This window comes from Nesterenkonia sp. AN1 (assembly GCF_000582475.1).
Lineage (GTDB): Bacteria > Actinomycetota > Actinomycetes > Actinomycetales > Micrococcaceae > Nesterenkonia > Nesterenkonia aurantiaca.
Genome location: NZ_JEMO01000002.1, coordinates 1 through 25,202, shown reverse-complemented (window position 1 = coordinate 25,202; position 25,202 = coordinate 1). Strand labels below are relative to the sequence as shown.

18 protein-coding genes and 2 pseudogenes are annotated in these 25,202 nt (G+C 68.3%); 7 read left to right on the top strand and 13 right to left on the bottom strand.

The window, feature by feature from the left end; translation table 11 throughout:
• Positions 1-8 precede the first annotated feature (8 nt).
• Entirely contained in the window at positions 9-1,481 is a 1,473-nt protein-coding gene (locus BG28_RS01735; RefSeq protein ID WP_084479314.1) for an ATP-binding protein, read from the bottom strand.
• A 353-nt stretch (positions 1,482-1,834) separates the two neighbouring features.
• Here BG28_RS01735 and BG28_RS01730 point away from each other — a divergent pair, with 353 nt between their 5' ends.
• Positions 1,835-2,920 (top strand): DNA cytosine methyltransferase, encoded by a 1,086-nt coding sequence (locus BG28_RS01730; RefSeq protein ID WP_036473649.1) that lies wholly within the window; start codon positions 1,835-1,837, stop codon positions 2,918-2,920.
• On the top strand, positions 2,881-3,360 hold the full coding sequence (locus tag BG28_RS01725; protein WP_255342459.1) for a very short patch repair endonuclease: 480 nt from the start codon (positions 2,881-2,883) through the stop codon (positions 3,358-3,360). The genes BG28_RS01730 and BG28_RS01725 overlap by 40 nt, the downstream gene beginning before the upstream one ends.
• On the opposite strand, the gene BG28_RS01720 is transcribed toward BG28_RS01725, so the two are convergent.
• From BG28_RS01720 to BG28_RS16010, 3 genes are all read right to left on the bottom strand, one after another.
• A complete protein-coding gene (locus BG28_RS01720; protein ID WP_036473645.1) occupies positions 3,345-7,016 on the bottom strand; it encodes an ATP-dependent DNA helicase in 3,672 nt (1,223 codons plus the stop codon). The two genes, BG28_RS01725 and BG28_RS01720, sit on opposite strands and share 16 nt — an antisense overlap.
• Positions 7,013-8,842 carry a PD-(D/E)XK nuclease family protein gene (locus tag BG28_RS16015; protein ID WP_235180925.1) on the bottom strand — a complete coding sequence of 610 codons (1,830 nt, stop codon included), beginning with the start codon at positions 8,840-8,842 and terminating at the stop codon, positions 7,013-7,015. The genes BG28_RS01720 and BG28_RS16015 overlap by 4 nt, the downstream gene beginning before the upstream one ends.
• Before the next feature lie 878 nt (positions 8,843-9,720).
• Positions 9,721-10,650: a UvrD-helicase domain-containing protein gene (locus BG28_RS16010; RefSeq protein WP_036473640.1), complete on the bottom strand. Its 930-nt coding sequence runs from the start codon at positions 10,648-10,650 to the stop codon at positions 9,721-9,723.
• 114 nt (positions 10,651-10,764) lie between these two features.
• Here BG28_RS16010 and BG28_RS01705 point away from each other — a divergent pair, with 114 nt between their 5' ends.
• Positions 10,765-11,580: an exonuclease domain-containing protein gene (locus tag BG28_RS01705; protein WP_051500816.1), complete on the top strand. Its 816-nt coding sequence runs from the start codon at positions 10,765-10,767 to the stop codon at positions 11,578-11,580.
• Here the strand turns inward: BG28_RS01705 and BG28_RS01700 are convergent.
• On the bottom strand, positions 11,558-12,430 hold the full coding sequence (locus BG28_RS01700) for an SUMF1/EgtB/PvdO family nonheme iron enzyme (protein ID WP_235180918.1): 873 nt from the start codon (positions 12,428-12,430) through the stop codon (positions 11,558-11,560). The genes BG28_RS01705 and BG28_RS01700 overlap by 23 nt on opposite strands.
• Between BG28_RS01700 and BG28_RS16625 the strand changes: the two are divergent.
• From BG28_RS16625 to BG28_RS01690, 3 genes and pseudogenes are all read left to right on the top strand, one after another.
• Positions 12,360-13,112 (top strand): annotated as a pseudogene (locus tag BG28_RS16625) (sulfatase-like hydrolase/transferase); the annotation flags it as partial. The gene BG28_RS01700 and the pseudogene BG28_RS16625 sit on opposite strands and share 71 nt — an antisense overlap.
• A 122-nt stretch (positions 13,113-13,234) precedes the next feature.
• Complete coding sequence (locus BG28_RS16430; protein ID WP_255342458.1) at positions 13,235-14,356, top strand: sulfatase-like hydrolase/transferase; 1,122 nt, start codon at positions 13,235-13,237, stop codon at positions 14,354-14,356.
• A 204-nt stretch (positions 14,357-14,560) separates the two neighbouring features.
• Positions 14,561-15,601: a zinc-binding dehydrogenase gene (locus BG28_RS01690; protein WP_036473639.1), complete on the top strand. Its 1,041-nt coding sequence runs from the start codon at positions 14,561-14,563 to the stop codon at positions 15,599-15,601.
• Positions 15,602-15,688: 87 nt separating this feature from the next.
• Here BG28_RS01690 and hemL read toward each other — a convergent pair whose 3' ends face one another.
• From hemL to BG28_RS01675, 3 genes and pseudogenes are all read right to left on the bottom strand, one after another.
• Positions 15,689-16,996, bottom strand: coding sequence for a glutamate-1-semialdehyde 2,1-aminomutase (hemL, locus tag BG28_RS01685; RefSeq protein WP_036473637.1), 1,308 nt, complete (start codon positions 16,994-16,996; stop codon positions 15,689-15,691).
• A gap of 250 nt (positions 16,997-17,246) precedes the next feature.
• Positions 17,247-18,221 (bottom strand): annotated as a pseudogene (hemB, locus tag BG28_RS01680) (porphobilinogen synthase); the annotation flags it as partial.
• Positions 18,222-18,320: 99 nt separating this feature from the next.
• The gene (locus BG28_RS01675; RefSeq protein ID WP_036473635.1) at positions 18,321-19,133 is read right to left on the bottom strand and encodes a uroporphyrinogen-III synthase; all 813 of its coding nucleotides are present in this window, start codon (positions 19,131-19,133) and stop codon (positions 18,321-18,323) included.
• A 121-nt stretch (positions 19,134-19,254) separates the two neighbouring features.
• Here BG28_RS01675 and BG28_RS01670 point away from each other — a divergent pair, with 121 nt between their 5' ends.
• Positions 19,255-20,130, top strand: a complete 876-nt coding sequence (locus BG28_RS01670) for an NmrA family NAD(P)-binding protein (protein ID WP_036473633.1) — start codon at positions 19,255-19,257, stop codon at positions 20,128-20,130.
• Here the strand turns inward: BG28_RS01670 and hemC are convergent.
• From hemC to BG28_RS14710, 5 genes are all read right to left on the bottom strand, one after another.
• Positions 20,127-21,146 (bottom strand): hydroxymethylbilane synthase, encoded by a 1,020-nt coding sequence (hemC, locus tag BG28_RS01665; RefSeq protein ID WP_036473631.1) that lies wholly within the window; start codon positions 21,144-21,146, stop codon positions 20,127-20,129. The genes BG28_RS01670 and hemC overlap by 4 nt on opposite strands.
• Entirely contained in the window at positions 21,147-22,463 is a 1,317-nt protein-coding gene (locus tag BG28_RS01660; RefSeq protein ID WP_369797170.1) for a ferrochelatase, read from the bottom strand.
• Positions 22,460-23,182 (bottom strand): hydrogen peroxide-dependent heme synthase, encoded by a 723-nt coding sequence (hemQ, locus tag BG28_RS01655; protein WP_051500833.1) that lies wholly within the window; start codon positions 23,180-23,182, stop codon positions 22,460-22,462. The genes BG28_RS01660 and hemQ overlap by 4 nt, the downstream gene beginning before the upstream one ends.
• Positions 23,183-23,316: 134 nt before the next feature.
• Complete coding sequence (locus BG28_RS01650) at positions 23,317-25,020, bottom strand: NAD(P)/FAD-dependent oxidoreductase (protein WP_051500813.1); 1,704 nt, start codon at positions 25,018-25,020, stop codon at positions 23,317-23,319.
• Between the two features lie 11 nt (positions 25,021-25,031).
• Positions 25,032-25,202, bottom strand: a 171-nt coding sequence (locus BG28_RS14710; RefSeq protein ID WP_304412463.1) for a uroporphyrinogen decarboxylase family protein, incomplete at its 5' end; no start/stop codon positions are given.

Genomic DNA, 25,202 nt, shown 5'->3' with positions numbered 1-25,202 from the left:
TCCAGCTTTCAGCGGGGTCTTTCCGCCAGAGTAATGATTTGGTCAAGATCCCTACGTCCAGCGAATGGTTCTACCTGCTTCAGGACGTCCTTGACGGACTGTGGATCCTGCCAATTGAGCTCTAGGGCTTCGGCAACGTCTCGCGCATGTTGGATGAGGGCATCCTGATTATCGCGAGCTGGCATCTCGTCCTCTATGGACATTCGACGCCTGATGTCTCCGTACGGGATCAAGAGTCCTAGGTGTTTCATAGCCAGTACTACCTTGTTCCGCTGAGCACATGAGAGATCGTCTAAAGCATCGTCAAGTACCGGGTGTTCAACGTTGGGTTCGTATCTGAAACCCCCGCGCTCCGTTACCGGGATCCATGCATATTCAACATCTGGATTAGAGACTCGTCGGCCACGATAGGAAATGATCCGACCACTTCTCCTACTTCCCACTTCGTAGAACCTCATCAACTGACGACGCACCGATGCGGGGGGCACGACCTTGTTCTTCATGACGTCGAGCTGCCACTGGTCGTCCGTGGAATTGGGAAGATCCACGAGAATCCTGCTGTGTTTGGTTGCGTCCCGCCGCCCTCCGATGGCAGCCCATCCCCCATGGCTGATCAAGCGCCTATTTCGGTAGAAATAGAACCCTTGGGCGGCGAACATTCCATCTCGTAGATCCTTGCGCTGCGCATCTGGACCCGTAATCCTCGAGGAATCAGGCAAGGTGAAAGCCTGTACTTTTATTACATCATTTCCGATCTTAATAACCTCAGGAGACGTCATCTCTACAGCGCGATTGTGGCGCAGAAAGGGGTCGACAGGCTGAATGGCGCGCCCGTTCAAGACGATGGAGAGCCGTGCGCGAAACTGGTCCTCGGGCGCCATCAGGCGATGAAACGTCAAACCAAGGTGTGACCTCAGTTCAGTAATCACCTCGCCCATGCCCTCTGCCCCTTGGGAACGGCTTTCCATTAGTCGGTCAAGCTTCTCCCAGCACACCAGAGTGCCGAACTGTTGCTCCGAGAACGCCTCGAACCCCGGAACTTCGCGCAACTCCGCTTCATCCAGTTGCCTTACAGACCAGTCCTCGGACTCCCGCAACTCGTCAAGGTCGAACCGGATGCCGTTGGTGGCACCGTCGCGCTTCGAAACAAGCGTAAGACGCCGACACTGAGAGAAGCTGGCAGTCTTCAGGCCTAAACCGAATCGTCCTAGGTCATGGTCACCTCGAGCATCCACGCTCGAGACAGCGGCCAGCTTCAGAGCCTCCACCATCTCGTTGAGTGTCATGCCATGGCCATTGTCAGAGACCCATATCCAGGTTGGATCGTCACTGACGTCGCCACGAATTTCGATAGAACTGGCGCCAGCATCCAGGCTGTTATCGACGATGTCTGCCACCGCGACGTCTGAGGTGTAACCCAATGCCCGCATGCTCTCCATGAGCTTGGGACTTGGGTGAATCTGAAGATGATTCTTGGACATCCGGGGGCCTTTGGTCGATTAGCCGATCAGTAAGCTAGATCGAATCATACGCATATGACACGCTTCACAGCATGACACCGCCCTAGAGCCCATTCTTCCCAAGCGCGCACACGTTGGGCCGAGACGACTCCCTCCGGAGTCGTCGCCGACCAGCGACCAGATCCTAACCCTGCCGAAGCGGGTCATCACGTAGGCGATCGACTAGTGCAGGAACTTGCGTCATAGGTCGAAGCTATATTCGAATGCGAGACCAATCCCCGGAGGGGCCAGTCTCAACTACAAGGGACGCAGTGAGCTGCTAGATTTACCGGGGCAGTACTGTCAGCCAGTGACAGGTGAACAGAGGAGTCGGAATGAGTGCACGGTTCAGCATGGGGGAGTTCTTTTCAGGCCCCGGCGGTATGGCCTTAGGTGCCAGCCAGGCTGCGACTGATGTAGGCGTCGAACTTGTGCACGCGTGGGCGAACGACATTGATGTCGACACCTGCTCTACCTACCGGCGCAACATCGATGTCGCGCCCGAGAACGTCCACTGCTCAGACGTAAGAACACTCGACATAGGTGGCCTTGGTGAGATCGATGGGTTCGCCTTCGGCTTCCCCTGCAACGACTTCAGCACGGTGGGCGAGAACCTCGGACTCAACGGAAGATTCGGCCCCCTTTATCAGAATGGCGTAGAGGTTCTCAAGGAGAAGCAACCGCGCTGGTTCATCGCCGAAAATGTCTCCGGTCTGCGTAGCTCCAATGCTGGACAGGCCCTTCCCCAGATTCTCAACGCCCTGGCCGACACAGGATACCGGCTGACTCCTCATCTCTATCGGTTTGAAGACTACGGGGTCCCGCAGAAGCGCCACCGCGTCATCATTGTCGGTATCCGCGAAGATGAAGCAAAGCGAGGAGTCAGGTTCGCTATCCCCGCGCCAAATACAGTGAACAACCACATCACTGTTCAAGAGGCTCTGGCGGGTATTGCACCCAATGCGAGCCACCAAGAACCCACAAGGCACAGCCTCAACGTGATAAAGCGACTCCGGGCGATCCCAGAGGGGAAGAACGCGTTCAACGCGGGCCTCGAAGGAGAACTGGCACTGAACGTCAAGGGTGTCACTCTCAGCAACATCTACCGCCGACTCGAACGAAACAAGCCCAGCTACACCGTGACAGGTTCCGGTGGCGGAGGCACGCACATCTACCACTGGTCCGAGGACCGAGCACTGACCAATCGTGAGCGGGCGCGGCTCCAGACCTTCCCCGACAATTTCCGGTTCCACGGCGGTGTCAGCAGCGTTCGCAAACAGATCGGCATGGCAGTGCCAGTCGAAGGTGCAAGAGTCATCTTCGAAGCGCTCTTCAAATCGTTTCGCGGGGAGCCGTACCCCAGCGTCCCCGCCAACATAAAGTGGACAGCCACCAAGCTGATGGCACCGGAGCCAGTCTGACGTCACAGTCCTGGGCTTCCTCCGAAAACGCGCGCCTGACCATGCGTGCGAACAGGGGTCGGGATACCAAGCCCGAACTCTTGGTCAGGCGCGCACTTCATGCTCGGGGATGGCGATTCCGCGTCAACTACAGGCCCCTGGCCTCCGATCGACGTCGCTCCGTCGACATCGCGTTCACCCGTCGCAAGGTCGTGGTCCTGATCGACGGCTGCTACTGGCACGGCTGTCCGCTTCACTTCATCATGCCGAAAACTAACCAGGGTTATTGGTCCAAAAAGATCTCAGGCAATCGAACTCGCGACGTCGAGACGTCACGGCTCCTGGTCGATGAAGGCTGGACCGTGCTGCGCTACTGGGAACACGACCGGGTCGAGGATGTCCTGCTGGACATCGAGCGAGCTCTGCGCAGCACAGAGACGAAGAGTCAGCCGCCGAAGTAGCGACGCGCCGCGTAGATGTACTGCCTCAGCGCTTCCTCCTCGGGAAGATCCGTCCCTGGAATCGTCACCCCATGCTCGACGTAGAAGAAGGATGCTCCGATCTGTTCCAGCGGCACCCCGTAGAGCCGGTGGAAGGCGAGTCGGTAGACCGCGAGCTGGATCTGCTTCTCACGCAGGTCCTTGCCGGTGGGCACCATGCCGGTCTTCCAGTCGACCAGATCCCAGCTGCACCGCTGCATCGCGGCGTTGCGTTCTGCCGCTGGCTTCAGCTCCCAGCGCTCGAAATCGGCAGCGGTGAGGTCCTGACCGGCGTCGTCCTTGCCGAAGATGGCGTCGATCCGGCCACGGACCACGACGCCGTCCAGCGACGTCTCCACCGGGATCTCTGCCGCGTAGAGACGTCGCTGCGCCCATTCGGTCTGGATGAATCGCTCCTTGACCGTGGAGAGGTCGAAGGCATCGTCCAGGTCCTCATCACCACGGTGCGGCTCTTCGATTCCGGGCAGCCGGCTTCGGGTCTCGTAGAACTCTTCGATCCATTCGTGCATGACGGTGCCACGACGGGCCGCCTGGGAGGGCTTGACCGGTACGGGACGCCGCGCGAACTCGGCCATGGACTCGGCGTTGCGGGCCATGCCCACCACGCTGGAGACGCTGATGTGCGCCGGGAAATGCGGCTTCCCGGTCCCGCGCTGCTGCTCGCGCGCCCGGTCCACGACCCATTCGGCCTCCTGCTCCCAAGGAGTCAGCGGCAGTTCCGCCTCACCCGCTTCGACAGCACCGCTCTCGGGCTGAGCACGGTCAGTGATGGCCTGCTTCACCAGCCGGGCGGCCCGGGTCAGCGCGGCGCGGCGCCCAGGCTGCACCTTTGGGGACTCCACCGTATTGATCTGCGGCAGCGTGGTCTGCTCCCCCTCGGCGACCTGCCGGCGGTAGCGTCCGATGGGCAGCGGAGCCAGCGGGTCATACGGCCACTGGGCTCCGAAGAGGTCATTGCCTACCGGGTTGTCCTTCATATCTGCGATCTCTGCCCACTCCAACGCCGCCGAGGCGTCGCCGAAGCCATCAGCCACCTCGCGGATCTCCTCGAGGAACTCCGAGGGGTCCTTGCCTGCGGAGGTGCCGTAGAAGCAGGCTCCTGTGCAGAGCAGCAGCTTCTTCGCCCGGGTCACCGCGACATAGGCCAGGCGCCGTTCTTCCTCCCGGCTGAAGTCCTTGACGTCCTGGGTGAAGACCCGGTTGTCTAAAGTGAACTGTTTCCAGCTGCCCACCCCGGCCGCGACCGACCAGGAACGAAGATCGGGCTGTTCGGACTCCCACTGCGGGATGCTGCGCCGGTCACCGCGCAGCCGTGCCGGCAGCATGCCGTTGCTGCCGGTCCAACGGTCGGCCTTCGCGCTGGGGAACTTGTCCTCGCGCAGCCCCGCCACCGCGACCACGTCCCACTCGAGTCCCTTCGAGGCGTGGATGGTCATCAGCTGGATCGCGCCGGGGGTCGGCTCGACGTCGGCCTGTTCCAGGCCGCGTTCCTTCTCCTCCGCGGCATCCAACCAGTCCAGGAAGCTGCGCAGATCCGGGGTGGTCTCCGTGGCCGCGTAGCTCTCCGCCTGATCGATCAGCGCATCGAGCTGGCGCGCGGCGTAGTGCTGCTCCTCCCAGGGACGGGCCGCGACCTCGATGTCGAGGCCCGTGTCGCTGACGATGCGCTGGATCAGCACGCCCAGATCCAGGGTGGCCCACTGGCGCAGCCGACGGATCTGCTCCTTGGCCAGCAGCAGCCGGCGATGCCCCTCGGCGGAGAGCCCGAGCTGCTCGGCGTGATCCGGGGAATCTCTCAGCCGTTCCAACGCCTCCACCAGGGAGGCGCGTTCATCCATCTCCAGCTCGGTGGACTCGTAGCGGTCCTCGGCGTCGTTCACTCCCTCCCCCGACGGCGCACTGCCGTCCGGCTGCTCGGTGACCGGCGCGCGCAGGCGCAGCCCCTCCAGGTCACGGGCGGATCGCTGCAGCTGCAACAGGTCGCGGGGACCGATCCGATACCGGGCGCCGGCGAGGATCCGAATCAGCGCATCAGAGCGCCCGGGGTCAGCGATGACCCGCAGGTAGGCCAGCACCTCGGCGACCTCGGAGGTGCTCAGCAGACCGGAGAGCCCGACAAGCTCGTAGTCCAGTCCTGCTACGCGAAGCTGCTCCGCGATGGTCTCCAGCTGGGCGCGGGTCCGCGCGAGCACCGCGCAGCTCGGGAGGTCACGCTGCTGGTCCGCCTGCGGATCGGGACGCAGCACTGCGCTGAGCTGCTCGGTGATCGCCTGGGACTCCTCGATGTCCGAGGTGTACCAGCCGTAACGCACGGCACCGGTGCGGGCGCCGTCGGGCGGGCTGAGCGGCCTCAGCTGCCCGCGCAGATGCGCGTTGTGGGCCCGCCATGGCTTGTCCAGCGAGTCTGCGGCGTCCGGCGCGAACGGAGTCACCAGCCGGTTGGCCACGTCGAGGATCCGCTCCCCATTGCGCCACGCGATGGTGAGCTGGAGCAGCGCGGCTGGCCGGCGCTGGTCCGTGGTGACGTCGACTGCGGGGAAGGACTGTGGGAAGTCGAAGAGCTGCCCCGCGGAGGCGCCGCGGAACCCGTAGATGGACTGGTTGGGGTCCCCGACCGCGGTCACCGCGTGACCGATCCCGCCGCCGGAACCACCAGTGCCGTAGAGGCTGCTGAAGAGTGCGAGCTGCGCGTAGGAGGTGTCCTGGAACTCGTCGAGCAGCACCACCTTGTACTTCTCCCGCTCTGCCTCCCCGGCGCTGGGGACGTCTCGGGCGATCTGCGCGGCGAAGCGCAGCAGGTCCCCGTAGTCCATGAGCCCCTCGGTGAGCTTCTTATCCTGGTAACGGCGGACCAGCTCGGCCATCTCCCGGCGCACCCGCAGCGCGCGGACCAGGTCGATCTGCTTTCCCTTCAGCTCGGCGCCGGCTTCCTGCCAGGCGTCCACCCGAGCGAGTTCGACGTCGAGGTGCGCCTCCACCGCCTCCGGGGACTGCAGGTGCTCGGCACAGTCCCCCGCCAGGCGCATCACATAGCCGGCGAGGTTCCCGGCCGACTGCTCGGCCTCCACCAGCACCTCGGCACGGTCGTAGGCGCTGACCAGCCGGTGGACCAGCTGCCAGGCCTTGGCCTCCCCGATGAGCCGGGTCTCCGGCTCCAGGCCGATCTGCAGGCCATATTCGGTCACCAGCGTGTTCGCATAGGAGTGGTAGGTGGAGACCGCTGGGGCGAGCAGCTCGGAGATGTCTGCGTGCTCCACGGTGTCCGAGACCTCCACCGGCACGACGTCGGCCGGGGAGATCAGCTCTGCCTCCAACAGCTGCTCGAGCTTGCGGGTGATCCGCTCGCGCAGTTCTCCCGCGGCCTTCTTGGTGAAGGTGACGCCGAGGATCTGGTCCGGGCGCACGATCCCGTTGGCCACCAGCCACACCACTCGGTCGGCCATGGTGGCAGTCTTGCCCGACCCGGCTCCGGCGACGACGAGCATCGGGTCCAGCCCGGCTTCGATGACGGCCTGCTGTTCGGCGGTCGGGTAGTGCCGATCCTCGGCGGGGATGTCCCGCTGCAGCGCGTCGGCGATATCGCGGGCGCTGTAGCGCATGGTCTCCAGGGCCGTCATGGCTGGGTCACCTGTTTCGTGTTCTCGCACAGCGGGCAGAGCGAGCCCACCAGACAGCGCTGCTGATTGGGTGAGTGATAGGCGGAGAACATGCTGCCGCTCATCACCTGGGCGGCCTGGGTCAGCTGTTCCAGCGGCCAGGTGTCCTCAGGCCCGAGTGGGGGTTGTTCCTGGAGATCGGTCTTGGCGACCGTGGTGCCGACGTGCAGCAGGGCCGCACCTCGGCCAGGGGACGGTGCGGGTCCGCCATGGGCGGCTTCGACAGCGGCGTCGGGGTCGGCGCTCGTCTCCTCGCTCGTCCCCGGGACTGGCCCCTGCTGCGCCTCGTGTAGAGCCCGATCCACCGCGCCGAGCGCGACCAGCAGCTGATAGGAGCCGAGCTGACCGTGCGTGGGGATCTCGATCTGCGCGGGTTTGTGCCGACCGGTCTTGAGGTCGATCACGAAGAGCTCTCCCGCCTCGGTGCGCTCCACCCGGTCGATCACACCGCGGATCATCACGGATCTGGTCTGCACGGACCCACCGGGCCCCTCCGGCGGCAGCGGGATCTCCAGGCTGGCTTCCACCTGCAGCTCGCGGGCAATGACCTGACGGCCCTGGCCTTGGACGTGGCCGAAGTAGCCGGCCAACTTCTTGAGCATCACCCGGGCACGGGAGCGGTCCTTCTCGGTCTCCCAGCCCTCCTCACGTCCCAGACTGTCCCAGCGGGCGTCGAGCTCGGAGATGAGCACCTCGCGGTCGGTCTCAGCGGGGTGGTGCTCGGCGATCTCATGGATCAGTGAGCCGAGCATTCGGCTGAAATCGGTGGCCTCTACTCCTCCGGCGGCGCCGGTGAACCACTGCAGCGGGGACTCGATGGCGCTCTGCACCGAGGACGGGGAGACCCGGACGATGTCCGCGGGCTCCAACAGCGGTGCGGTCGTGCTGAGCTCGGGCAGCCCCCACCAGGTGTTCGGCTCCGCGCCGACGAGTCCGCCCTCGACAAGGACGGCGAGCGCCCGAGCTGCCGCCCGGCGCTGCGTCTCGGTGCTCTCCTGCACGCTCGACTCGGTGAGGCCGAGCTCGTTGAGGGGCGCGTCGTCGCGGGGAGCCGCACGGACGGCGTCCTCGTCGAGCTCGGACTGGATGCTGATCTCCAGGTGGCGGCGCAGCTCGGCGATCAGCCGGTGGGCGGTGATCGGGCGCGGAATGGCGCCGCTGCGGGCCTCGCGCTCTCCGGGCGGGACCACAAGGTCCAGCAGCATCGAGGGGCTCTCCTCCTGGGCGTGCACCGCCACCGCGTAGAGCCGGTTCTTCGCCCGGGAGACCGCGGAGGCGAAGAGCCGGTACTCGTCCTGGAGCACGTTCATCCGCTTGACCAGCAGCGACTGGGCGGACGCGTCGGCGCGTCCCTCCACCACATCCACCAGGTGTCCGCTGCCCAGCAGCTGACCGCGCGGGTTGAGGTTCGGCCAGGCGCCTTCCTGAAGCCCGGTGAGGATGACGGTGTCGAACTCACGGCCGGCCGCGCTGGCCGGGGTGAGGACTTCGATCGCCGCATCGGCGGCGGAGGTCTTGGCCAGCGTGTCCATGGGCAGCTCGAGGCGTTCAATGTAGTCCACGAACGCGATCGCCGAGGCACCGGGGTTCTGGTCGGAGAAGCGTTCGGCGGCCTGGAAGAGTGCCATCACCGCGTCGAGATCATGGTCTGCGCGACGTCCCTCGGCGCTGGACCAGCGGGTCAGCCCGGCCCAGTGTCGGCTGACCTCGGCGGCGTTCCAGATCTCCCAGAGCAGCTCCTCGGGCCCGCTGGACGGGCCGGCGGCGGCGTGCCCGGCGGCGAGCATGGCGGCGACCCGCTCCAGGCCGCGGGTCAGGTGCTGGAAGCGCGACTGGGCGCGGACCGCTTCGAAGACCGGATCCGCCGCATTGTTCGCCGCGGCGACCAGCAGCTCGTCGGAGCTGCGCGGCTGGGCAGGGTCAGCGTCGGTCCGGAGCCTGCGGCGCTCCTGGCTGCGCAGCACCTGGCGCAGGCTGCGCAAGGTCATCGAATCGGTCTCTCCGTAGCGGCTGGTCAGCAGCGCCAGCACCTCAGGCAACGCGACGGCGGCCGCCGGGGCCACCTGGACCGCCGGGGAGGCCGCCTCCTTCGGTGCGGGCACCTCGACCTCCGGTTCCACGGAGCTGGGCTGGTGGGTGACCAGGCGCAGCACGCGCAGCAGCGGCGCCACCGCAGATTCCTGGTTGAGGATGACATCGCTCATGGACTGCCGCACCGGGACGCCCTGGGTCTGGAACATCCGCACCAGCCGTTTGAGCAGGGCCCCGTTGCGGGCGATCACCGCGATCTGATCGAAGGGCACCTGGTGCCGGTGATGCCGGTCCAGGACCTCCTGCAGGACGAACTGCTCGGCCAGATAGTCCCCGGGCACGATCTCCACTGCGCAGGATCCGGGGGCAGGAGAGTCGTCGCGCGGGGCCTCTTCCGCGGGAGTCTCGCTGAGCAGCTGCAGCCAGCGCTGACGGGGCTGCTGCGGCCCCGCCGGGGCGATCCTGCGCAGGGCGCGGGCGTAGGCCCGGCCCACCTCGGCGGTGATGCGGTGGTTGCCTTCGAGCACCATGATGCTGGGCTCGACCCCGGGCAGACCGCCGTGGGGGTCTGGGGTCATCGCCCCGGAGATGCTGCGGCGGACGATGCCCTCGATCTCGACGTCGGTCTCGGGGTTCAGCCCCAGCACGCTCTCCGCGGCGACGCGGCGCGGCGCCACGGTCCAGCTGCGCAGCTTGTCCGGTCGTGCCCCACGGAATCCCTGCACCGCGGTCTCAGGACTGGCGAAGGCGAGCACGTCGCACCGGCCCCGATCAGGCGCAGCAGCCGATACACCGAGGGGGTGGCTTCCTGCAGGTCATCGACGATGATGCGACGCAGCCGCTGCCGTTCGATCTCGAGGAGCTCGGGGTTCTCCTCGAGCAGGTTGCAGGCCTCGTTGATCAGGCCTGCCGGGTCGAAGGCGTCGGCGTTGGCCCCGGCGTCGAGGTCCTCGCGGTAGCGCTGATAGAGCTCTGCCGCGGCTGCCCACTCCGGGCGCCGGCACTGCTCGGCCAGCCCGTGCAGCTGGTCCGGAGAGACCCCGTATTCGGCGGCCCGGTCGAAGAGCTCGCGGATCTCCTTGCGGAATCCATCGGTGCCGGCGGCCTCCTGCAGCGAGGTCGGCCAGCTGATCGGCGGCAGGCCGCTCCGCGGATCCGGGCTGAGCAGCTCGCGGATGATGCTGTCCTGCTCGGCCCCGGAGAGCAGCCGGGGCCTGCGTGCGGTGAAGCTGAGGATCTCCCGGCGCCGGGCCTCACCGAGCAGCCAGAAGGCGTAGGAGGCGAAGGATCGCGAGGGCTGCTCCGAGAGGGAGCCGCCGCGGGAGCCGGCGTCCCGGGCGGCCCAGGCCGCTTCGACCTGCTCGCGCAGCGCCGCAGAGGTGGCCCGGGTGGGTGAGAGCAGCAGCAGCCGGGAGGAGTCCTGCCCGGACTCGAGATGACGCAGCGCGAGCTCCGCCGCCAGCGTCGACTTCCCGCTGCCGGGACCCCCGAAACTCAGGATCGGCCCATGTCCGGGGTGCTCGGCGGCGGCGAGCAGCTGATGCTGGGACTGATCGAACTCCATGGGGATCATTCAATCAGAGCCCCCGGACATGATCCGGCGCAACCGCGTGACCGCGCGCCAGCGGCTCGGGGTCAGGTCCGCGGCCATGTCCCACCCGCGCGCTACCGTAGTGACATGGCCGAGACCCCCACCCTCTTCGAGATCACCCCCAGCAGCGACTCCTGGCACGCCCACCGCCGGGTCGGCTTCGACCTGGAGACCACCTCCCGGGATCCGCGGGTCGCCCGGATCGTCTCTGCGGCGCTGGTGATCTTCGACGATGTCGAGCCCAGCGCAGTCGCCGCCGCAGGCACTGACACGGGCCCCGACGCGGGCGCTGCGGTCGATGAGACCCGCGGCACCGCCGAGACCGCCGGTCCGGGCACCCAGCGCGTACGCACCCGGGAATGGCTGGTCGATCCTGGAGTGGAGATCCCCGCCGAGACCACCGCCATCCACGGCATCTCCACCGAATACGCCCAGGCCAACGGTCAGCCGGCCGCTGAGGCGGTCGCCCAGATCACCACCGCGCTGGCCCAGGAGTTCGCCGCCGGCAGCGCCGTGGTGGTGATGAACGCCCCTTATGACTTCACCGTGCTCCAGCAGGAGGCGCTTCGCCATGGGGTCGAATTCACCGAGCCGGTCGGGGTCATCGACCCGCTGGTGATCGACAAACAGGTGGACAAGTACCGTCGTGGCAAGCGCACGCTGAGCCAGATGTGCCTGCACTACGAGGTCGAGCTCGACGCCGCCCACTCCGCGACCCCGGATGCCTGGGCTGCCGTGGAGGTGGCCTGCGCGCAGGCGGAGCGATTCCCGCAGCTGCAGATCCCGGCCCCCGAGCTGCACCGGCTCCAGGCCGGATGGAAGGTCGGGCAGTCGGCGGACCTGCAGGAGTACCTGCGCCGCACCCGCCCCGACGCTGTGGTCAGCCCGGCATGGCCGGTGTGAACGCCAGCCGGAACCCGGTGTGACCCAGCGAGCTGTCTACCGAGGAGGAGGTGCGCGCTGAGGTGCGGTAGCGCCGGCAGTAGGAGCTGTGGCACAGATAGGAGCCTCCGCGCATCACCGGGTCCGCTCCCCTCCGCGCAGTCCCCGACGCCTCGATATGGCCAGGCGTGAACGCCGAGGCGGTCCACTCCCAGACGTTGCCGGTGGTGTTGTAGAGCCCATACCCGTTGGGCTCGAAGGACTGCGCGGGGCGGGTGCCCATCTCCCGGGGCACCCCGTCCGGGAACTCCCCCGGGAAGATGTTCATCCGGCGCCGCCCCTCGGGATCCCGGACCGACCCCCAGGGGTAGGGCTGCTGGTGAAGCCCGCCGCGGGCGGCATACTCCCATTCGGTCTCACTGGGCAGCCGGGCACCGACCCAGCGGGCGTAGGCTTCGGCGTCGCGCTGGGACACCTGTGTCACCGGGTGGTCCTCCCGATCGAGGGCTGTGGACCCGGGCCCTTCGGGGGCGAACCACGCGGCGCCGGGCACCTGGCGCCACCACGGTGTGGAGGGCTCCGGGGCCGCGGCCGTCCTGCGCAACTCTGACGTGAGCAGTCCCTGGAAGACCAGAGAGTCTCCGTGCCGCTCGGCGTCGGTGAGATGACCGGTGGCGTGGACGAACCGGGCGAAATCCGCCACGGTCACGGTGCTGGGGCTGATCGCGAAGGCATCCACTCGGGCTGCCCGGACCGGGCCTTCCCCATCATCCGGGTAGGCCTGTGAGTCCTCGCTGCCCATGTGGAACTCATCTGCGGAGAACCCGATCATCGACAGCTGGGACCCGGCAGCGGCGGCCAGCTCAGCCACCAGCGCGGACTTCGCGGCTGGGTCGACGAGGGCGGGTGGCGGCGTCGTCGTCGGGATGTTTCTGGTCGTCTCGGGGCGCCTCGGACCGCAACAGGATGCTGGGCCGGGTCGGTCCTGTGCCTCGGTCATCCTGCTCCCCCGCCTGTCTCCTGATGGTCGCTGCGCGCCTGCCGAGTTCCGCGGAATGCCGCGGAAGGTGACCTGTAGCCTGTCAGGGCGCGCCAGCTGCACGTCTGCGCGCATCACACCCGTTTCAGTGCTCATCACGAAGGAGGGACACACTATGTCTGACGACCAGAACATCTCACACCACACCGGAACAGTGTCCCCGCCGGAGCACTCCTCCACAGTCTCACCACCGAGCCCCGTCTCGCCACCACACACCGACTCACCGCCGAACATCGTCGTCATCCAGGCTGATCAGATGGCCGCGCAGGCGCTCGGCGCCTATGGGGACGCGGCGGCCAAGACGCCGCACATGGATTCACTGGCAGAAGAGGGCGCCGTCTTCGACCGGGCCTACTGCAACTCGCCGCTGTGCGCGCCGTCGCGCGCCTCCATGATGACCGGCGTGATGCCCTCCGCGCTGGGCTGCTTCGACAACGGAGATGACTTTCCCTCCTCGGTGCCGACCTTCGCGCACCGGCTGCGCCACGCCGGCTATCACACCGCTCTGGTGGGCCGGATGCACTTCGTCGGCGCGGACCAGCACCACGGGTTCGAAGAGAGGCTGACCACCGACGTCTACCCCGCTGACCTGGACATGGTCCCGGACTGGACGCTGCCGCTGGAGCAGAAGCTGCAGTGGTACCACGACGCCGACGCCGTGTTCACCGCCGGAGTCTCGCAGGCCTCGGTCCAGCAGGACTTCGACGACGAGGTCGGCTTCCGCACGCTGCGTCACCTCACGACCGGGTCCGCGCGAACCAGTCCGCCGCCGCGGCCGGGAAGGAGCCCCAGCCGTTCCTCATGGTCAGCAGCTTCATCCACCCGCATGACCCCTACGAGCCGCCGCGGGAACACTGGGACCGGTTTGCCGAGGGTGAGATCCCCGACCCGGCGCACCCCCAGGTGCCCGACGCCGCTGAGGATCCGCACAGCCATCGGCTGCGCGCGATGAGCGGATTCGACACGCGCTACCCGGAGCTCGACCAGGTCCGCAACGCCCGCCGGGCCTACTACGCGGCGGTCAGCTACATCGATGACCACGTGGGTCGGATCCGCGAGCGCCTGGATTCTCTGGGGCTCGGTGAGAACACCGTGATCCTGGTGACCGCCGACCACGGAGACATGCTCGGCGAGCGGGGCCTCTGGTACAAGATGTCCCCCTATGAGCGGTCCTCGCGGGTGCCGCTGATCGCCCATGGGCCGGAGCATCTGGTGCCGAAGGGCCGTTATCAGACCCCGGTCTCGCTGCTGGATCTGATGCCTACACTGGTGGACCTGGCCGGAGCCCCGTCGCCGAAGGCTGCCGGGGACTCCGTCTTTGAGATCGCCAGGCGTGAGCAGACCGGCGAGATCGGGCCCAAGGACCGTCCGGTGATCATCGAGTACCTCGCGGAGGGCACCTACCGACCGCAGCTGAGCATCATCAGCGGGCAGTACAAGTACGTGATCTGCCCGGGCGACGTGGATCAGCTCTTCGACCTCGCCGCGGACCCCCATGAGCTGCACAATGCGGCCCGCGAGGACCACCATGCAGGCACCGTGGCGCGACTGCGCGGCGAGCTAGACTCCCGCTATGACATGGAGGCGCTGGAGGCCGGGATCCTGGAGAGTCAGGATCAGCGCCGGCTCGTCGCCGAAGCCCTGAGCATGGGGCGGAAACGGTCCTTCGACCACAACCCGGAGCCCGAGCAGCGCTATGTGCGCGGGGACTTCTGGGGCGCCCTGGAGTACGGCACGATCCGCGAGGGCGCCCGCTGAGCTGAGCTCCCGGCTCCCTGAGCTCCCGGCTCCCTGAGGTTCCGGCCTCCTGAGCTCCCTGGGCTTGCGGGGCTCCCTGGGCTGAGGCCTTCATCCCTGGGGCGCTAACGGGTGGAATGACCGCTGAATCTCGGTGCATTCCGCCCGTTGTCGCCCCAGGGATGGGGCAGGGCGGCGAGTCGGCGTTCGGTAAAGTTCGGTCTCATGCGCGCAATGGTGATGGATGAGATCGCAGGCCCCTTGGACGTCCGAGAGGTGCCCGACCCCACTCCCCCGGTGGGCGGGGTGGTCGTGGAGGTCCATGCCACCGGCCTGTGCGGGAGCGACTGGCACGCCTGGGCCGGACACGAGGAGCTCACCCTGCCCCATGTGCCCGGCCATGAGCTCGCCGGCGTCATCTCCGCGGTGGACTCCGGGGTGCAGCGCTGGTCGGTGGGTGACCGGGTGACGGTGCCCTTCGTGTGCGGCTGCGGCGCCTGCAACTGGTGCCGGAACGGCAACGCCCAGGTGTGCCCGAACCAGCAGCAGCCCGGCTTCACCCACGATGGATCCTTCGCGGAGCATGTGGCGCTGCATGCCGCGGACACCAACCTTGTCGCTATCCCGGAGGCCGTCTCCTTCGAGGCCGCGGCGGCGTTGGGTTGCCGCTTCGCCACCGCCTACCGGGCGCTGACCGTGCGTGCCGCGGTGCGCGCGGGGGAATGGGTCACCGTGGTGGGCGCCGGCGGGGTCGGGCTCAGCGCGGTGATGATCGCCAAGGCGCTCGGCGCCCAGGTGATCGCGGTGGACCGCAGTCCTGAGGCGCTACAGGCCGCGAAGGACCTTGGGGCCGATCACGTGATCCTCGCCGACGGGCGCGACGTGCCCGCCGCCGTCGGTGAGATCACCGGGGAAGGCAGCCACGTCTCAGTGGACGCCGTGGGCAGCGAACAGACCTGTGCGGCGGCGGTCCTGAGCCTGCGCCGGCGCGGCCGGCATGTCCAGATCGGGCTGCTGCCCACCGAGACCGGTCTCTCTCAGGTCCCGATGGCCCGCGCGATCGCCTGGGAGCTTGACCTGTTGGGAAGCCACGGCATGGCCGCCGCCGACTATCCCGGGATGCTGCGGCTGATCAGCAGCGGCGCGCTACGCCCGCAGGACCTCATCGAACGCGTGGTCGGGCTCGGAGAGGCAGCGGCCCTGTTGCCCGCCATGCAGCGGTCCGCGACCCCGGGGATGACGATGATCAACCCCAGGATCGCGTGATCACCCCTGAGCCCTCAGGGCCGACGCCTTAAACCTGAGTCTTCAACGCCTCAGTCTTCAGCACCTCAGTCTTCAGCGCCTGAATCCTCAGGGCTGCGCCTGCGCGGCGGCCTTCGCGGCGGAAGGCAGCGCATCCAGGATCCGGCCGATGGCGGCGTCGTCGTGGGCTGAGGACAGGAACCAGGCCTCGAACACGCTCGGCGGCAGGTAGACCCCGGCGTCGAGCATCGCGTGGAAGAACGGTCCGTAGCGGAAGGTCTCCTGGGCCTGGGCGTGGGCGTAGTTGTGCACCCCGGTGGCGGAGGTGCCGAAGGCCACGGAGAACAGCGAGCCGACCTTCTGCAGCGTGTGGTCCACTCCCGCCTCGGTCAGCGCGGCGGTGAGCGCATCGGCCACGATCAGGGCCTTCTGATCCACGTGCGCGTAGACCCCTGCGGTGGCGTGTTCCAGGGTGGCCACCCCGGCTGCCATCGCAACCGGGTTCCCCGAGAGCGTACCTGCGTGGTAGACCGGGCCGGTGGGCGCCAGGTGCTCCATGACCTCGCGTCGACCGGCCAGCGCGGCGGTGGGCAGTCCGCCGCCGATGACCTTGCCGAAGGTGAACAGGTCAGGCTCCCAGCCCTCGACCCGCCCGGAGGCACCCCAGTAGCCGGCCTCGGTGATCCGGAATCCGGTCATCACCTCGTCGAAGATCATCAGGGCCCCGTGGCGCTGGGTGATCTCGCGGATGAAGCTGTTGAAGCCTGCTTCCGGGACCACCACGCCCATGTTGGCCGGGGTGGCTTCGGTGATCACCGCGGCGATGTGCTCGCCGTGCTCGGCGAAGACGGCCTTCAATGCGGCGCGGTCGTTGTATTCCACCACGATGGTCTCGGAGGCCTGCGCCTCGGTGACCCCGGCGGAGCCCGGCAGGCCCAGCGTGGCCACCCCTGACCCGGCGGCGGCGAGCAGCCCGTCGGAGTGCCCGTGGTAGCAGCCAGCGAACTTCACCACAATGTTGCGCCCGGTGACCCCGCGGGCCAGCCGGATCGCGGTCATGGTGGCTTCGGTGCCGGTGGAGACCATCCGGATCATCTCCGCGCCGGGGACCCGACGCCGGACCAGCTCGGCGAGCCGCGCCTCGGAGGGGTGGGAGGTGCCGAAGCCGAGTCCGGCGTCCACCGCGTCGTGCACGGCTTTGATCACCGCAGGGTGCTTGTGCCCCAGCAGCGCTGGCCCCCAGGATCCGACCAGGTCCACGTACTGGGTGCCCTCGGCGTCGGTGAGGTAGGGCCCGTCGGCGGAGACCATGAACGCCGGGGTTCCGCCCACCGAGCCGAAGGCGCGGACCGGGGAGCTCACTCCCCCGGGCATGATCTCGCGGGCGGTGTCGAAGAGTTCCTGATTCGTGGTCATCGCGGAGCGGGTCCTTTCAGCTGACCGGCGGGAAGCCGGCGTCGGTGCGGGGTTCGTCAGTGGGTTCGCGCGTCGGCCGGTTCTCCGCCGGTGCGCTGGTCTCCGCCGGTGTCGCAGCCTCAGCTTCTGCCGGGGCCGCAGTCGTGTGCGGCTGGATCGGCGGGTGCACCGGGGTGTCCGCGCTGGGTGCCGCAGGCGCCCTGTGGGACGGGGGAAGCGGCGCCACCGGCGCCCGCGTGCTGCCAAGCTCCTCGCGAAGCCATCCGGCTACCTCGGCGGCGTAGTAGGTGAGCACGTTGGTCGCTCCCGCGCGGCGGATCGCGATCAGCGATTCGGTGATCACGGTGCGCCGGTCGATCCACCCGTTGGCGGCCGCAGCCTCGATCATCGCGTACTCCCCGGAGACCTGATAGGCCGAGACCGGGACGTCGCTGATCGCGGCGGTGTCCGAGAGGATGTCGAGGTAGGCGCTGGCCGGCTTGACCATCACCATGTCCGCTCCCTCGGCGAGGTCGAGCTCCACCTCGCGCAGCGCCTCGGTGCGGTTCGGGGCGTCCATCTGGTACTGCTTGCGGTCCCCGCTCAGCTGGGAGTCCACGGCCTCGCGGAACGGGCCGTAGAAGCCGGAGGCGTATTTCGCGGCGTAGGCGAGGATCGGCACGTGCTGGTGTCCGGCCTCGTCCAGGGCCTGCCGGATCACGGCGACCTGGCCGTCCATCATGCCCGAGGGTGCGACGACGTCGGCGCCCGCCTCGGCCTGGGCCACGCCCATCTCGGCGTAGACCTCCAGGGTGGCGTCGTTGTCCACCTCGCCGGCCTCGTCCACGAGACCGCAGTGCCCGTGATCGGTGAACTCGTCCAGGCACAGGTCGCTCATCACGACCAGGTCTTCGCCGACCCGGTCCTTCACGGCGCGGATGGAGCGGTTCAGGATGCCCTGCGGGTCCAAGCCGGAGCTGCCCTGGGCGTCGCGGTTAGCGGGGATGCCGAAGAGCATGATCCCGGCCAGGCCGAGGTCGCGGGCCTGCTCGGCGGCGTTGAGCAGCGAGGCTTCGGTGTGCTGGAAGACGCCGGGCATGGAGCTGATCGGCACCGGTTCGGTGAGGCCCTCGCGGACGAAGACCGGCAGGATCAGGTCGGCCGGGTGCAGCCGGGTCTCAGCCACCATCCGGCGCATGGCAGGGCTGCGGCGCAGCCGGCGTGGGCGCTGTTCGGGGAAACTCACGTGCTACTCCTGGTGATCAGGGGGACGGCGGTCGGTGCGCTCGAGCTGGCCTTCTCGGAAGGGCCGCGCTGAACGTGTCGCCGCCGCACAGTCTAGTTCTCAGCGACCCAGGGCGGCCATCACGGCGTCGGCGCTCGGCTCTGAGAGAACACCGGAGGCAGGGATGCCTCGGCGGGCGAGGGTCTTCGCGGTGGGCCGCCCGATGGCCAGCAGTCGGACCCGCTCCGGGAGCCCGAGGTCGGCGAGCCCGTCGGCCGCAGAGGAGCTGGTGACCAGCAGCACCGTGGGGTCTACATGGCTGAGCCGGTCGCGGCGCAGGTCGGCGGCGAGCTGGTCCAGGTCCAGGAGATCCTCACCCGCCGGCTGCGGCAGCAGTCGCCGTTGCGGATCTCCAGCGACCAGAACCCCGCCCACCACCAGAGAGCTGGTCTCATAGGCGCTGACCCGGGTGACCTGCCAACCGGTGTCACTCAGGCCTTCGCGGAGCTCGGACCGGGCCTGGGCCGACTGTGGCAGCAGCAGCCCACCGTCCTGCCCCGGAGACGGCTCGGGGAACTCCTGGATCATCCCGGCGGCGCTGCTCTCGAGCTGCGGCATCCACGGGTCGGTGATGCCGGTATGTGTGCGCAGCACCCGGGCGGTGCCGGGACCGACGACGCCGACGCGCGTCTGCGCAGGCAGGGTCCCGTCCCAGCCCAGCTTCACCAGAGCCCGGACGGTGTTGGCGCTGGTGAACAGCACCCAGGAGAAGTCGCCGCGGGAAAGCCGGCCGAGCGCCGTGTTCAGCTCGGTGGTGTCCTCAGGGAGTCGCTGCTCGGTGACCGGGAGGAACCGGACCTGGAGCCCGACCGCGCGCAGACCTGCCTCCAACGGGCCCGTCTGTGCGGGGTCTCGAGTCAGGGCGATTCGCATGATGCCAGCTTACCGAGAAGAGTCCGAGGACAATGATGCCCAAGAGTGTGAACCACGTGCCGTGCAGCGACCACGCGCGCGAGGAGACTTCAGAGGACGCATGACTCGAAAGGGACTTCCCATGACAGCAGAACCGATACTCGTCTCCGGCGCGACAGGCAATGTCGGCCGTGCCGTGGTCGAGCGTCTTCTGGAGGCAGGTGTTCGGGTGCGGGCTGCGGGAAGAACCGTGGAGTCGGTCCAGGCGGCATTCGGCGACAGGGTCGAGGCAGTGGCCCTGGACTTCACGGACAAAGCCACGTGGCGCGGTGCCTTCACCGGGGTGCGACGGATGTTCTTGCTGCGACCGCCACAGCTGGGAAGACCGAAGACACAGATGATTCCCACGCTCGAACACGCTCGCGAACTTGGCCTCTCGCAGATCGTGTTCCTGTCCCTGCAGGGGGCGGAACGGAACCCGGTGGTGCCTCATGCTGAGATCGAGAGGTGGTTGAGGGCCTCAGGAGCGTCCTGGACGTTCGTGCGGGCTTCCTTCTTCCATCAGAATCTCTCAACCACCCACGTCTCAGACATCCGCGACCGTGATGAGATCATGGTTCCGGCCGGGCACGGGAGAACCTCCTTCGTCGACGCTGAGGACGTCGGCGCAGTCGCGGCCGCCGCACTTCTCAGTCCGGCGGAGCATAAAGACTTGGCATGGACGATCACCGGAGATGAGGCGCTGAGCTACAGCCAGGTCGCCGATATCCTCACGGCGGAGCTCGGCAGACCGGTGCGATACACCCGGCCCGGAGCTCTGCGTTACGGCCTCCATGCCCGAAAGCGACTGGGCATGCCCTGGGGCATGGTGTGCGTGACCATCGCGATCTACACCGCCGCTCGTCTCGGCCAAGCTGCCGGCATCAGTGCAGATCTTGCCCAGGTGCTGGGCCGAGCCCCCAGGAGCTTCGCTGAGTTCGCTCACCGCCACCGAGGAGTGTGGGATCCCACGCTTTAGGCGTCCACCACGTGCTTGAGCAGCCCGAAGTCCTCGGCGAGCAGCTGCTCCGCGACCTGAGTCCCGAGCTGGATCGCACGGTCCACCGAGACCCGACGGTCCGCCCCGGCCTCGATCGAGATCTCCGCTCCGGCGCGCTGCGTCCTGGTCCCGTCTGGAGCGCAGATCACCGAGTCCAGGCGCAGGGTGGCACCGCCGTCGGGGTTGTCGTCATAGCGGGCGAGTCCGCCGATCGGTGCTGAGCAGCCGGCGTTGAGCCGGGCCAGCAGCCCCCGTTCCGCTGAGGTCTCCAGCCGGGCGGGAATGTCGTCGTAGAGCGCCAGCGCCATGCCCAGCGGCGCGGTGGGCTCGGCGTCCTCGGCGCGGACCTCCACGGCCAGGGCACCCTGGCCGGGGGCGGGCAGCATCACCTCAGTGGGGATCAGCTCAGCGATGTGATGCTCCAGGCCGAGTCGCTTCAGGCCGGCACCGGCGAGCACGACGGCGTCCAGGTCACCTCGTGCGGCATTCGGCGCCTGCGGCGAGGCCTCGGCAGCAGACCCGTGCCCGCGGACCCGGGCCAGCCGGGTGCCCACGTTGCCGCGGATGTCCACAACCTCAAGATCAGGCCGTGCCGCGCGCAGCTGGGCTGCGCGGCGCGGGGACCCGGTGCCCACCTTCGCGCCCTGCGGCAGCTGCGCAAGAGGCACATCATCAGCAGAGCACAGCGCGTCGCGCACGTCTTCCCGGGAGGGCACCGAGGCGATCGCGAGCCCCTCGAGGTCCTTGGCGGGCAGGTCCTTGAGCGAGTGCACCGCCACGTCGCAGGTCTTGTCGAACAGCGCCTGGCGCAGCGCGGAGGCGAAGACCCCGGTGCCGCCCATCTGCGCGAGCGGTCCGGTGAGGATGTCACCCTCGGTCTTCACCGTGATCAGCTCGTAGCCGGCATCGGCGTGGGAGGCGAGCGCTTCCGCCGCCGTCGTCGTCTGGGTCAGTGCGAGCTTGCTGCCGCGGGTGCCTACGGTGAATGTCGCCATCTAGCTCCTCTGGACGTCCTTGCGGAAGCGGGTGCAGTTGCAGGGTCCGCAGATGCCGGACCACTTGCCGGGCACGACCTGCTCGCCGAAGCCCACGGGCTCGCCGTTGACGCCTTGGAGGTACTCGCTGAGCACATCGACGAGTCCGGAGACGAACTTCTCCTGGATGCCCGGGGTCGCGGCACGGTGGTAGGCCAGGCCGAGCTCCGCGGCGGTGTCCTTGGCCTCGGTGTCGAGGTCCCAGAGCACCTCCATGTGGTCGGAGACGAAGCCGATGGGCATCACCACCACACCGGCGACGCCGGCCTCGGCATCTTCGGTGAGGGCGTCGTTGATGTCGGGCTCCAGCCAGGGGGTCTTCGGGCTGCCGGAGCGGGACTGGAAGGTCAGTGAGTGTTCCAGACCCTCGGCCTCAGGGACGCTGGCCATCAGGTGGCGGGCGACGGCGAGGTGCTCGGCCGAGTAGACGTCGGTGCCGTATTCCTCGATCACCCGGTCCGGGCCCATGGCCTCGGCGTTGCGGCTGGGGATGGAGTGAGTGACGAAGACGATCTTCGGCTGCGCCTCGGCCTTGCCGGCCTGCTCCAGCTGCGCCCGGACGTCGGCGATGCCCGCGGCCAGGGCGTCCTTGAACGGGTCGATGAACGCCTTGTCCATGAAGAACTGGCGGACCTTCACCACACTCATCTCCTCGCGCAGCCCGGTCTCGTCCAGGGTCAGCGAGAAGTCCTCGCGGTACTGCCCGCAGGAGGAGTAGCCGTTGTACGCGGAGGTGACCAGCGCCAGGATCCGGCGGTGTCCGGCGGCGTGCATCTCGCGGAAGGTCTCGGTGAAGAAGGGGTTCCAGTTGCGGTTGCCCCAGTACATCGGGATGTCCAGCTGGCGGGCGGCGACCTCGGCCTCCAGTGCGGCCTTGAGGTCCCGGTTCTGCTCGTTGATCGGGCTGATCCCGCCGTTGGCGCGGTAGTGGGTGGCGACCTCTTCGAGCCGCTCATCCGGGATCCCGCGACCGCGGGTCACGTTGCGCAGGAACGGGAGCACGTCGTCCTGACCCTCGGGACCGCCGAAGGAGGCGAGCAGGATCGCGTCATAGTTGCCCGGCTCGTCCTTGGTGGAGCCCTCCGCGTAGTCCACCGGCAGCGGGGCCGGGACCTCGGCGGCCTCGGGCGAGGTCTCGGTGCCCGGGGTGGGTGTGGTCTGAGAGGAGTCCGCCACTGCCGAGGCGGCCTGCTCCTCGGTGGGGTGATCGGAGGTCTCGGTCGGGTGGGCCGGGCCGGTGTTCTCGGCCGACTCGGTGTTGTCTGGGGTGATCGTCACAGCAGGACCTCAGCGATCTCCGACGCGGCCTTCAGGCGGCGGCCGGTATAGAAGGGAATTTCGTCACGCACGTGATAGCGGGTCTCGGACTCGCGCAGCTTGCGCATCATGTCCACCAGGTCGGTGAGCTTCGGCGCCTCCAGCGCGAGCAGCCACTCCCAGTCGTTCAGCGCGAACGCGGAGGTGGTGTTGGCCAGCACCGAGGGGAACTCCTGGCCGAGCAGGCCGTGCTCGCGCAGCATCTTTCCGCGCTTGGCCGGGTCCAGCAGGTACCAGTCATAGGAGCGGTTGAACGGGTAGATGACCAGCCAGTCCTCCGGGGGCACCCCGAGGGCGTAGGCCGGGACGTGGCTGCGGGCGAACTCGGCGGTGCGGTGCACGCCCATCGCGGAGAACGCGATCCGGGTCTGGGAGAACATCGCGGTGCGGCGGATGCGGCGCACCGCTGCCTGCAGGTCCTCGGCGGAGGGACCGGTGACCCAGGTGAGGATGTCGGCCTCATCGCGCATGGCGGAGACGTCGTAGGTGCCGCGGAAGCTGACCTCTTGATCGGCGAACGTTCCGGCGAGCTCATCGAACTCGACCTCCACGTCAGCGCCCTGCGGCGCGGATCCGGTCCGCGCGAAGACGGTGTAGAGGGTGAACCAGTCCTTGCCCGAGGTGTTGACCTCTTCGGGCGTGCGCTGAGCGTTGCTGCCGTAGCTCACAGATGCCTCCATCAGCATTGATCGTCCGTGCGGGGCCTAGGTGGTGATGTCCCGCATCCAGCTTATCGCCCGGCCTTCCACGGTTTTCTACATGACGTCGAAAAAAGTGACGGACCGCTCACGCAGGTATGACCGGTGTGGCGGGTTCAGCGAGAGGTGCGCAGGATCGTCACGGCGGCGGCCCGTGCGTCGGGCACCACCCGGGCCAGCCCGGTGCCTGCGAACCAGGCGCCGATCATGTGCAGCCCGGGCCGCCGCTCCCCCGAGGGCTGCACCGCGGTGGACTCCTGGGCCGACCCCGCGGCGGAGGCCTCGGCGAGGCGTTCACGCAGCGCGGTGATCCGCTCGGCGTGCCCGGCGGAGCTCTGCGGCAGCGCCTTGCGCCAGCGGATCACGCTGGCCTCGAGGATCTGGTCCGCGTCGATGGGGATCCCGAAGAGTGCGCCGATGTCGGCTGCGGCGGCGGCAAGCAGCTGCTCGTCGCTGGACTCCGCGCCCAGTGCCTCCTGATGCCGCGGCCCGACCCGTCCGTAGGACAGGCGCACCACGTGGTGGCCGGGCCCGTGCGCGTGGGTCACGGCGGTGTCCGCCCATTCCCATTTGGAGCTGATGTGCGTCATCGCCTTGGCTGCGATGTCTTGTACCTGCGGAGCCACCAGCACCCCGGTGCCGCGCGGGTGGTCATCAAGCTCCGGGGCGTCGAGGATCATCGAGACCAGGGCGACGCCGCGGTCCGGCGCGGCGGCCCCCTGCTTCAGCCCAGCGGCCCCGTGCTCACCGCCGGGGGCCTCCTTCGCACCGCCCGGGGCCTCCTGCGCTCCGCCGGGGGTCAGGCCGGTGAGGTCCAGTCCGCTCAGGTCGACCACGGACCCGACCAGCTGCACCGCGGCAGGGGCATCCAGGGCGAGGATCACATGATCCGGGCCCTCGTCGGCGATCAGCGCGGCCAGGTCGGTGACCTCGGTGTTGAGCCGGAGCTCCACGCCGAGCCGAAGCAGCTCCGCCTCCAGGGCGCCGACCAGGCGGTTGAGCCCGCCATGCAGCGAGTTCACCGCGGAGCCTGGCGGGGCCTTGGACTTCACCAGGGCCACGGCGCGGGCCAGCGAGCCCTCGCGCAGCATCGCCTCGAAGAGTCCGGGGGCGGCGTTGTTCATGTCCAGGTCATCCGGGTCGGCCGAATGCACCCCGGACACGATCGGGGTGACCAGCCGGTCCAGCACGGCCTGGCCCATCCGGTCCCGGACCACCTCGCCCAGCGTGATCTGCCCGGATCGGGCGGCGTCGGCCTGCACCCAGGACTCCATGGAGGCGGTGAGGTCCTCGGCGGCGCGGCGCGCCTCCGCCTCGCCCAGAATCGCCACCACATCGGGGGCCATCGGATCGGCGGGGATGCCCAAGATCCCGGTGGCCGGCAGCGGGGCCGCCAGATCCGGCAGCTGCAGCCAGGCCGCAGAGTGCTGCGGAGCCACCACCTGTTCGTGGAGACCCAGCTCCTGCAGCAGCTTCGGCACCACCGGGGAGCGGGTCGCGAAGGCCTCTGCCCCGGCGTCGTAGGCGACCCCACCCATCTCGTGGGCACCGATCGCCCCGCCCAGCCGGTCTCCGGCCTCGTAGAGCGCCACCGTGGCACCGGCGCGGGCCAGGTCCCAGGCGGCGATCAGCCCGGCGATGCCTCCGCCGACCACGGCGACATGCGGCGGCCCGGCCGGTGAGCCCGTCGGTGAGCCCTCCGGCGCACCGGCGGCCGACCCGGCTGACTCGCCGGCGGAGGCACTGGAGGCCGCGCCCACCCGGGCGCTGACCTCAGCGCCGGCGGGGTCGCTCGAGGGGGCGTTGATCGGCGCGTTCATCCAGGCAGCGCTCAGTCCTCGTAGCCGATCTCGTGGATCAGGCTGACCACGCGGGTGAGCACCTCCGGGTCGGTCTCCGGGGGCACCCCGTGGCCGAGGTTGAGCACATGTCCGGCCGCACCGGAGCCGGCCGCGATGATCTCGCGGACATGCTTCTCCAGCGTGGGCCAGTCCGCTGGCAG

Coding starts and splice junctions, on each gene's coding strand:
- BG28_RS01735 (WP_084479314.1), bottom strand. CDS start 1,481: ATGTCCAAGAATCATCTTCAGATTCACCCAAGTCCCAAGCTCATGGAG.
- BG28_RS01730 (WP_036473649.1), top strand. CDS start 1,835: ATGAGTGCACGGTTCAGCATGGGGGAGTTCTTTTCAGGCCCCGGCGGT.
- BG28_RS01720 (WP_036473645.1), bottom strand. CDS start 7,016: ATGACGGCCCTGGAGACCATGCGCTACAGCGCCCGCGATATCGCCGAC.
- BG28_RS16015 (WP_235180925.1), bottom strand. CDS start 8,842: ATGCTCGCCGCCGGGCACGCCGCCGCCGGCCCGTCCAGCGGGCCCGAG.
- BG28_RS16010 (WP_036473640.1), bottom strand. CDS start 10,650: ATGGAGTTCGATCAGTCCCAGCATCAGCTGCTCGCCGCCGCCGAGCAC.
- BG28_RS01705 (WP_051500816.1), top strand. CDS start 10,765: ATGGCCGAGACCCCCACCCTCTTCGAGATCACCCCCAGCAGCGACTCC.
- BG28_RS01690 (WP_036473639.1), top strand. CDS start 14,561: ATGCGCGCAATGGTGATGGATGAGATCGCAGGCCCCTTGGACGTCCGA.
- hemL (WP_036473637.1), bottom strand. CDS start 16,996: ATGACCACGAATCAGGAACTCTTCGACACCGCCCGCGAGATCATGCCC.
- BG28_RS01675 (WP_036473635.1), bottom strand. CDS start 19,133: ATGCGAATCGCCCTGACTCGAGACCCCGCACAGACGGGCCCGTTGGAG.
- BG28_RS01670 (WP_036473633.1), top strand. CDS start 19,255: ATGACAGCAGAACCGATACTCGTCTCCGGCGCGACAGGCAATGTCGGC.
- hemC (WP_036473631.1), bottom strand. CDS start 21,146: ATGGCGACATTCACCGTAGGCACCCGCGGCAGCAAGCTCGCACTGACC.
- hemQ (WP_051500833.1), bottom strand. CDS start 23,182: ATGGAGGCATCTGTGAGCTACGGCAGCAACGCTCAGCGCACGCCCGAA.
- BG28_RS01650 (WP_051500813.1), bottom strand. CDS start 25,020: ATGAACGCGCCGATCAACGCCCCCTCGAGCGACCCCGCCGGCGCTGAG.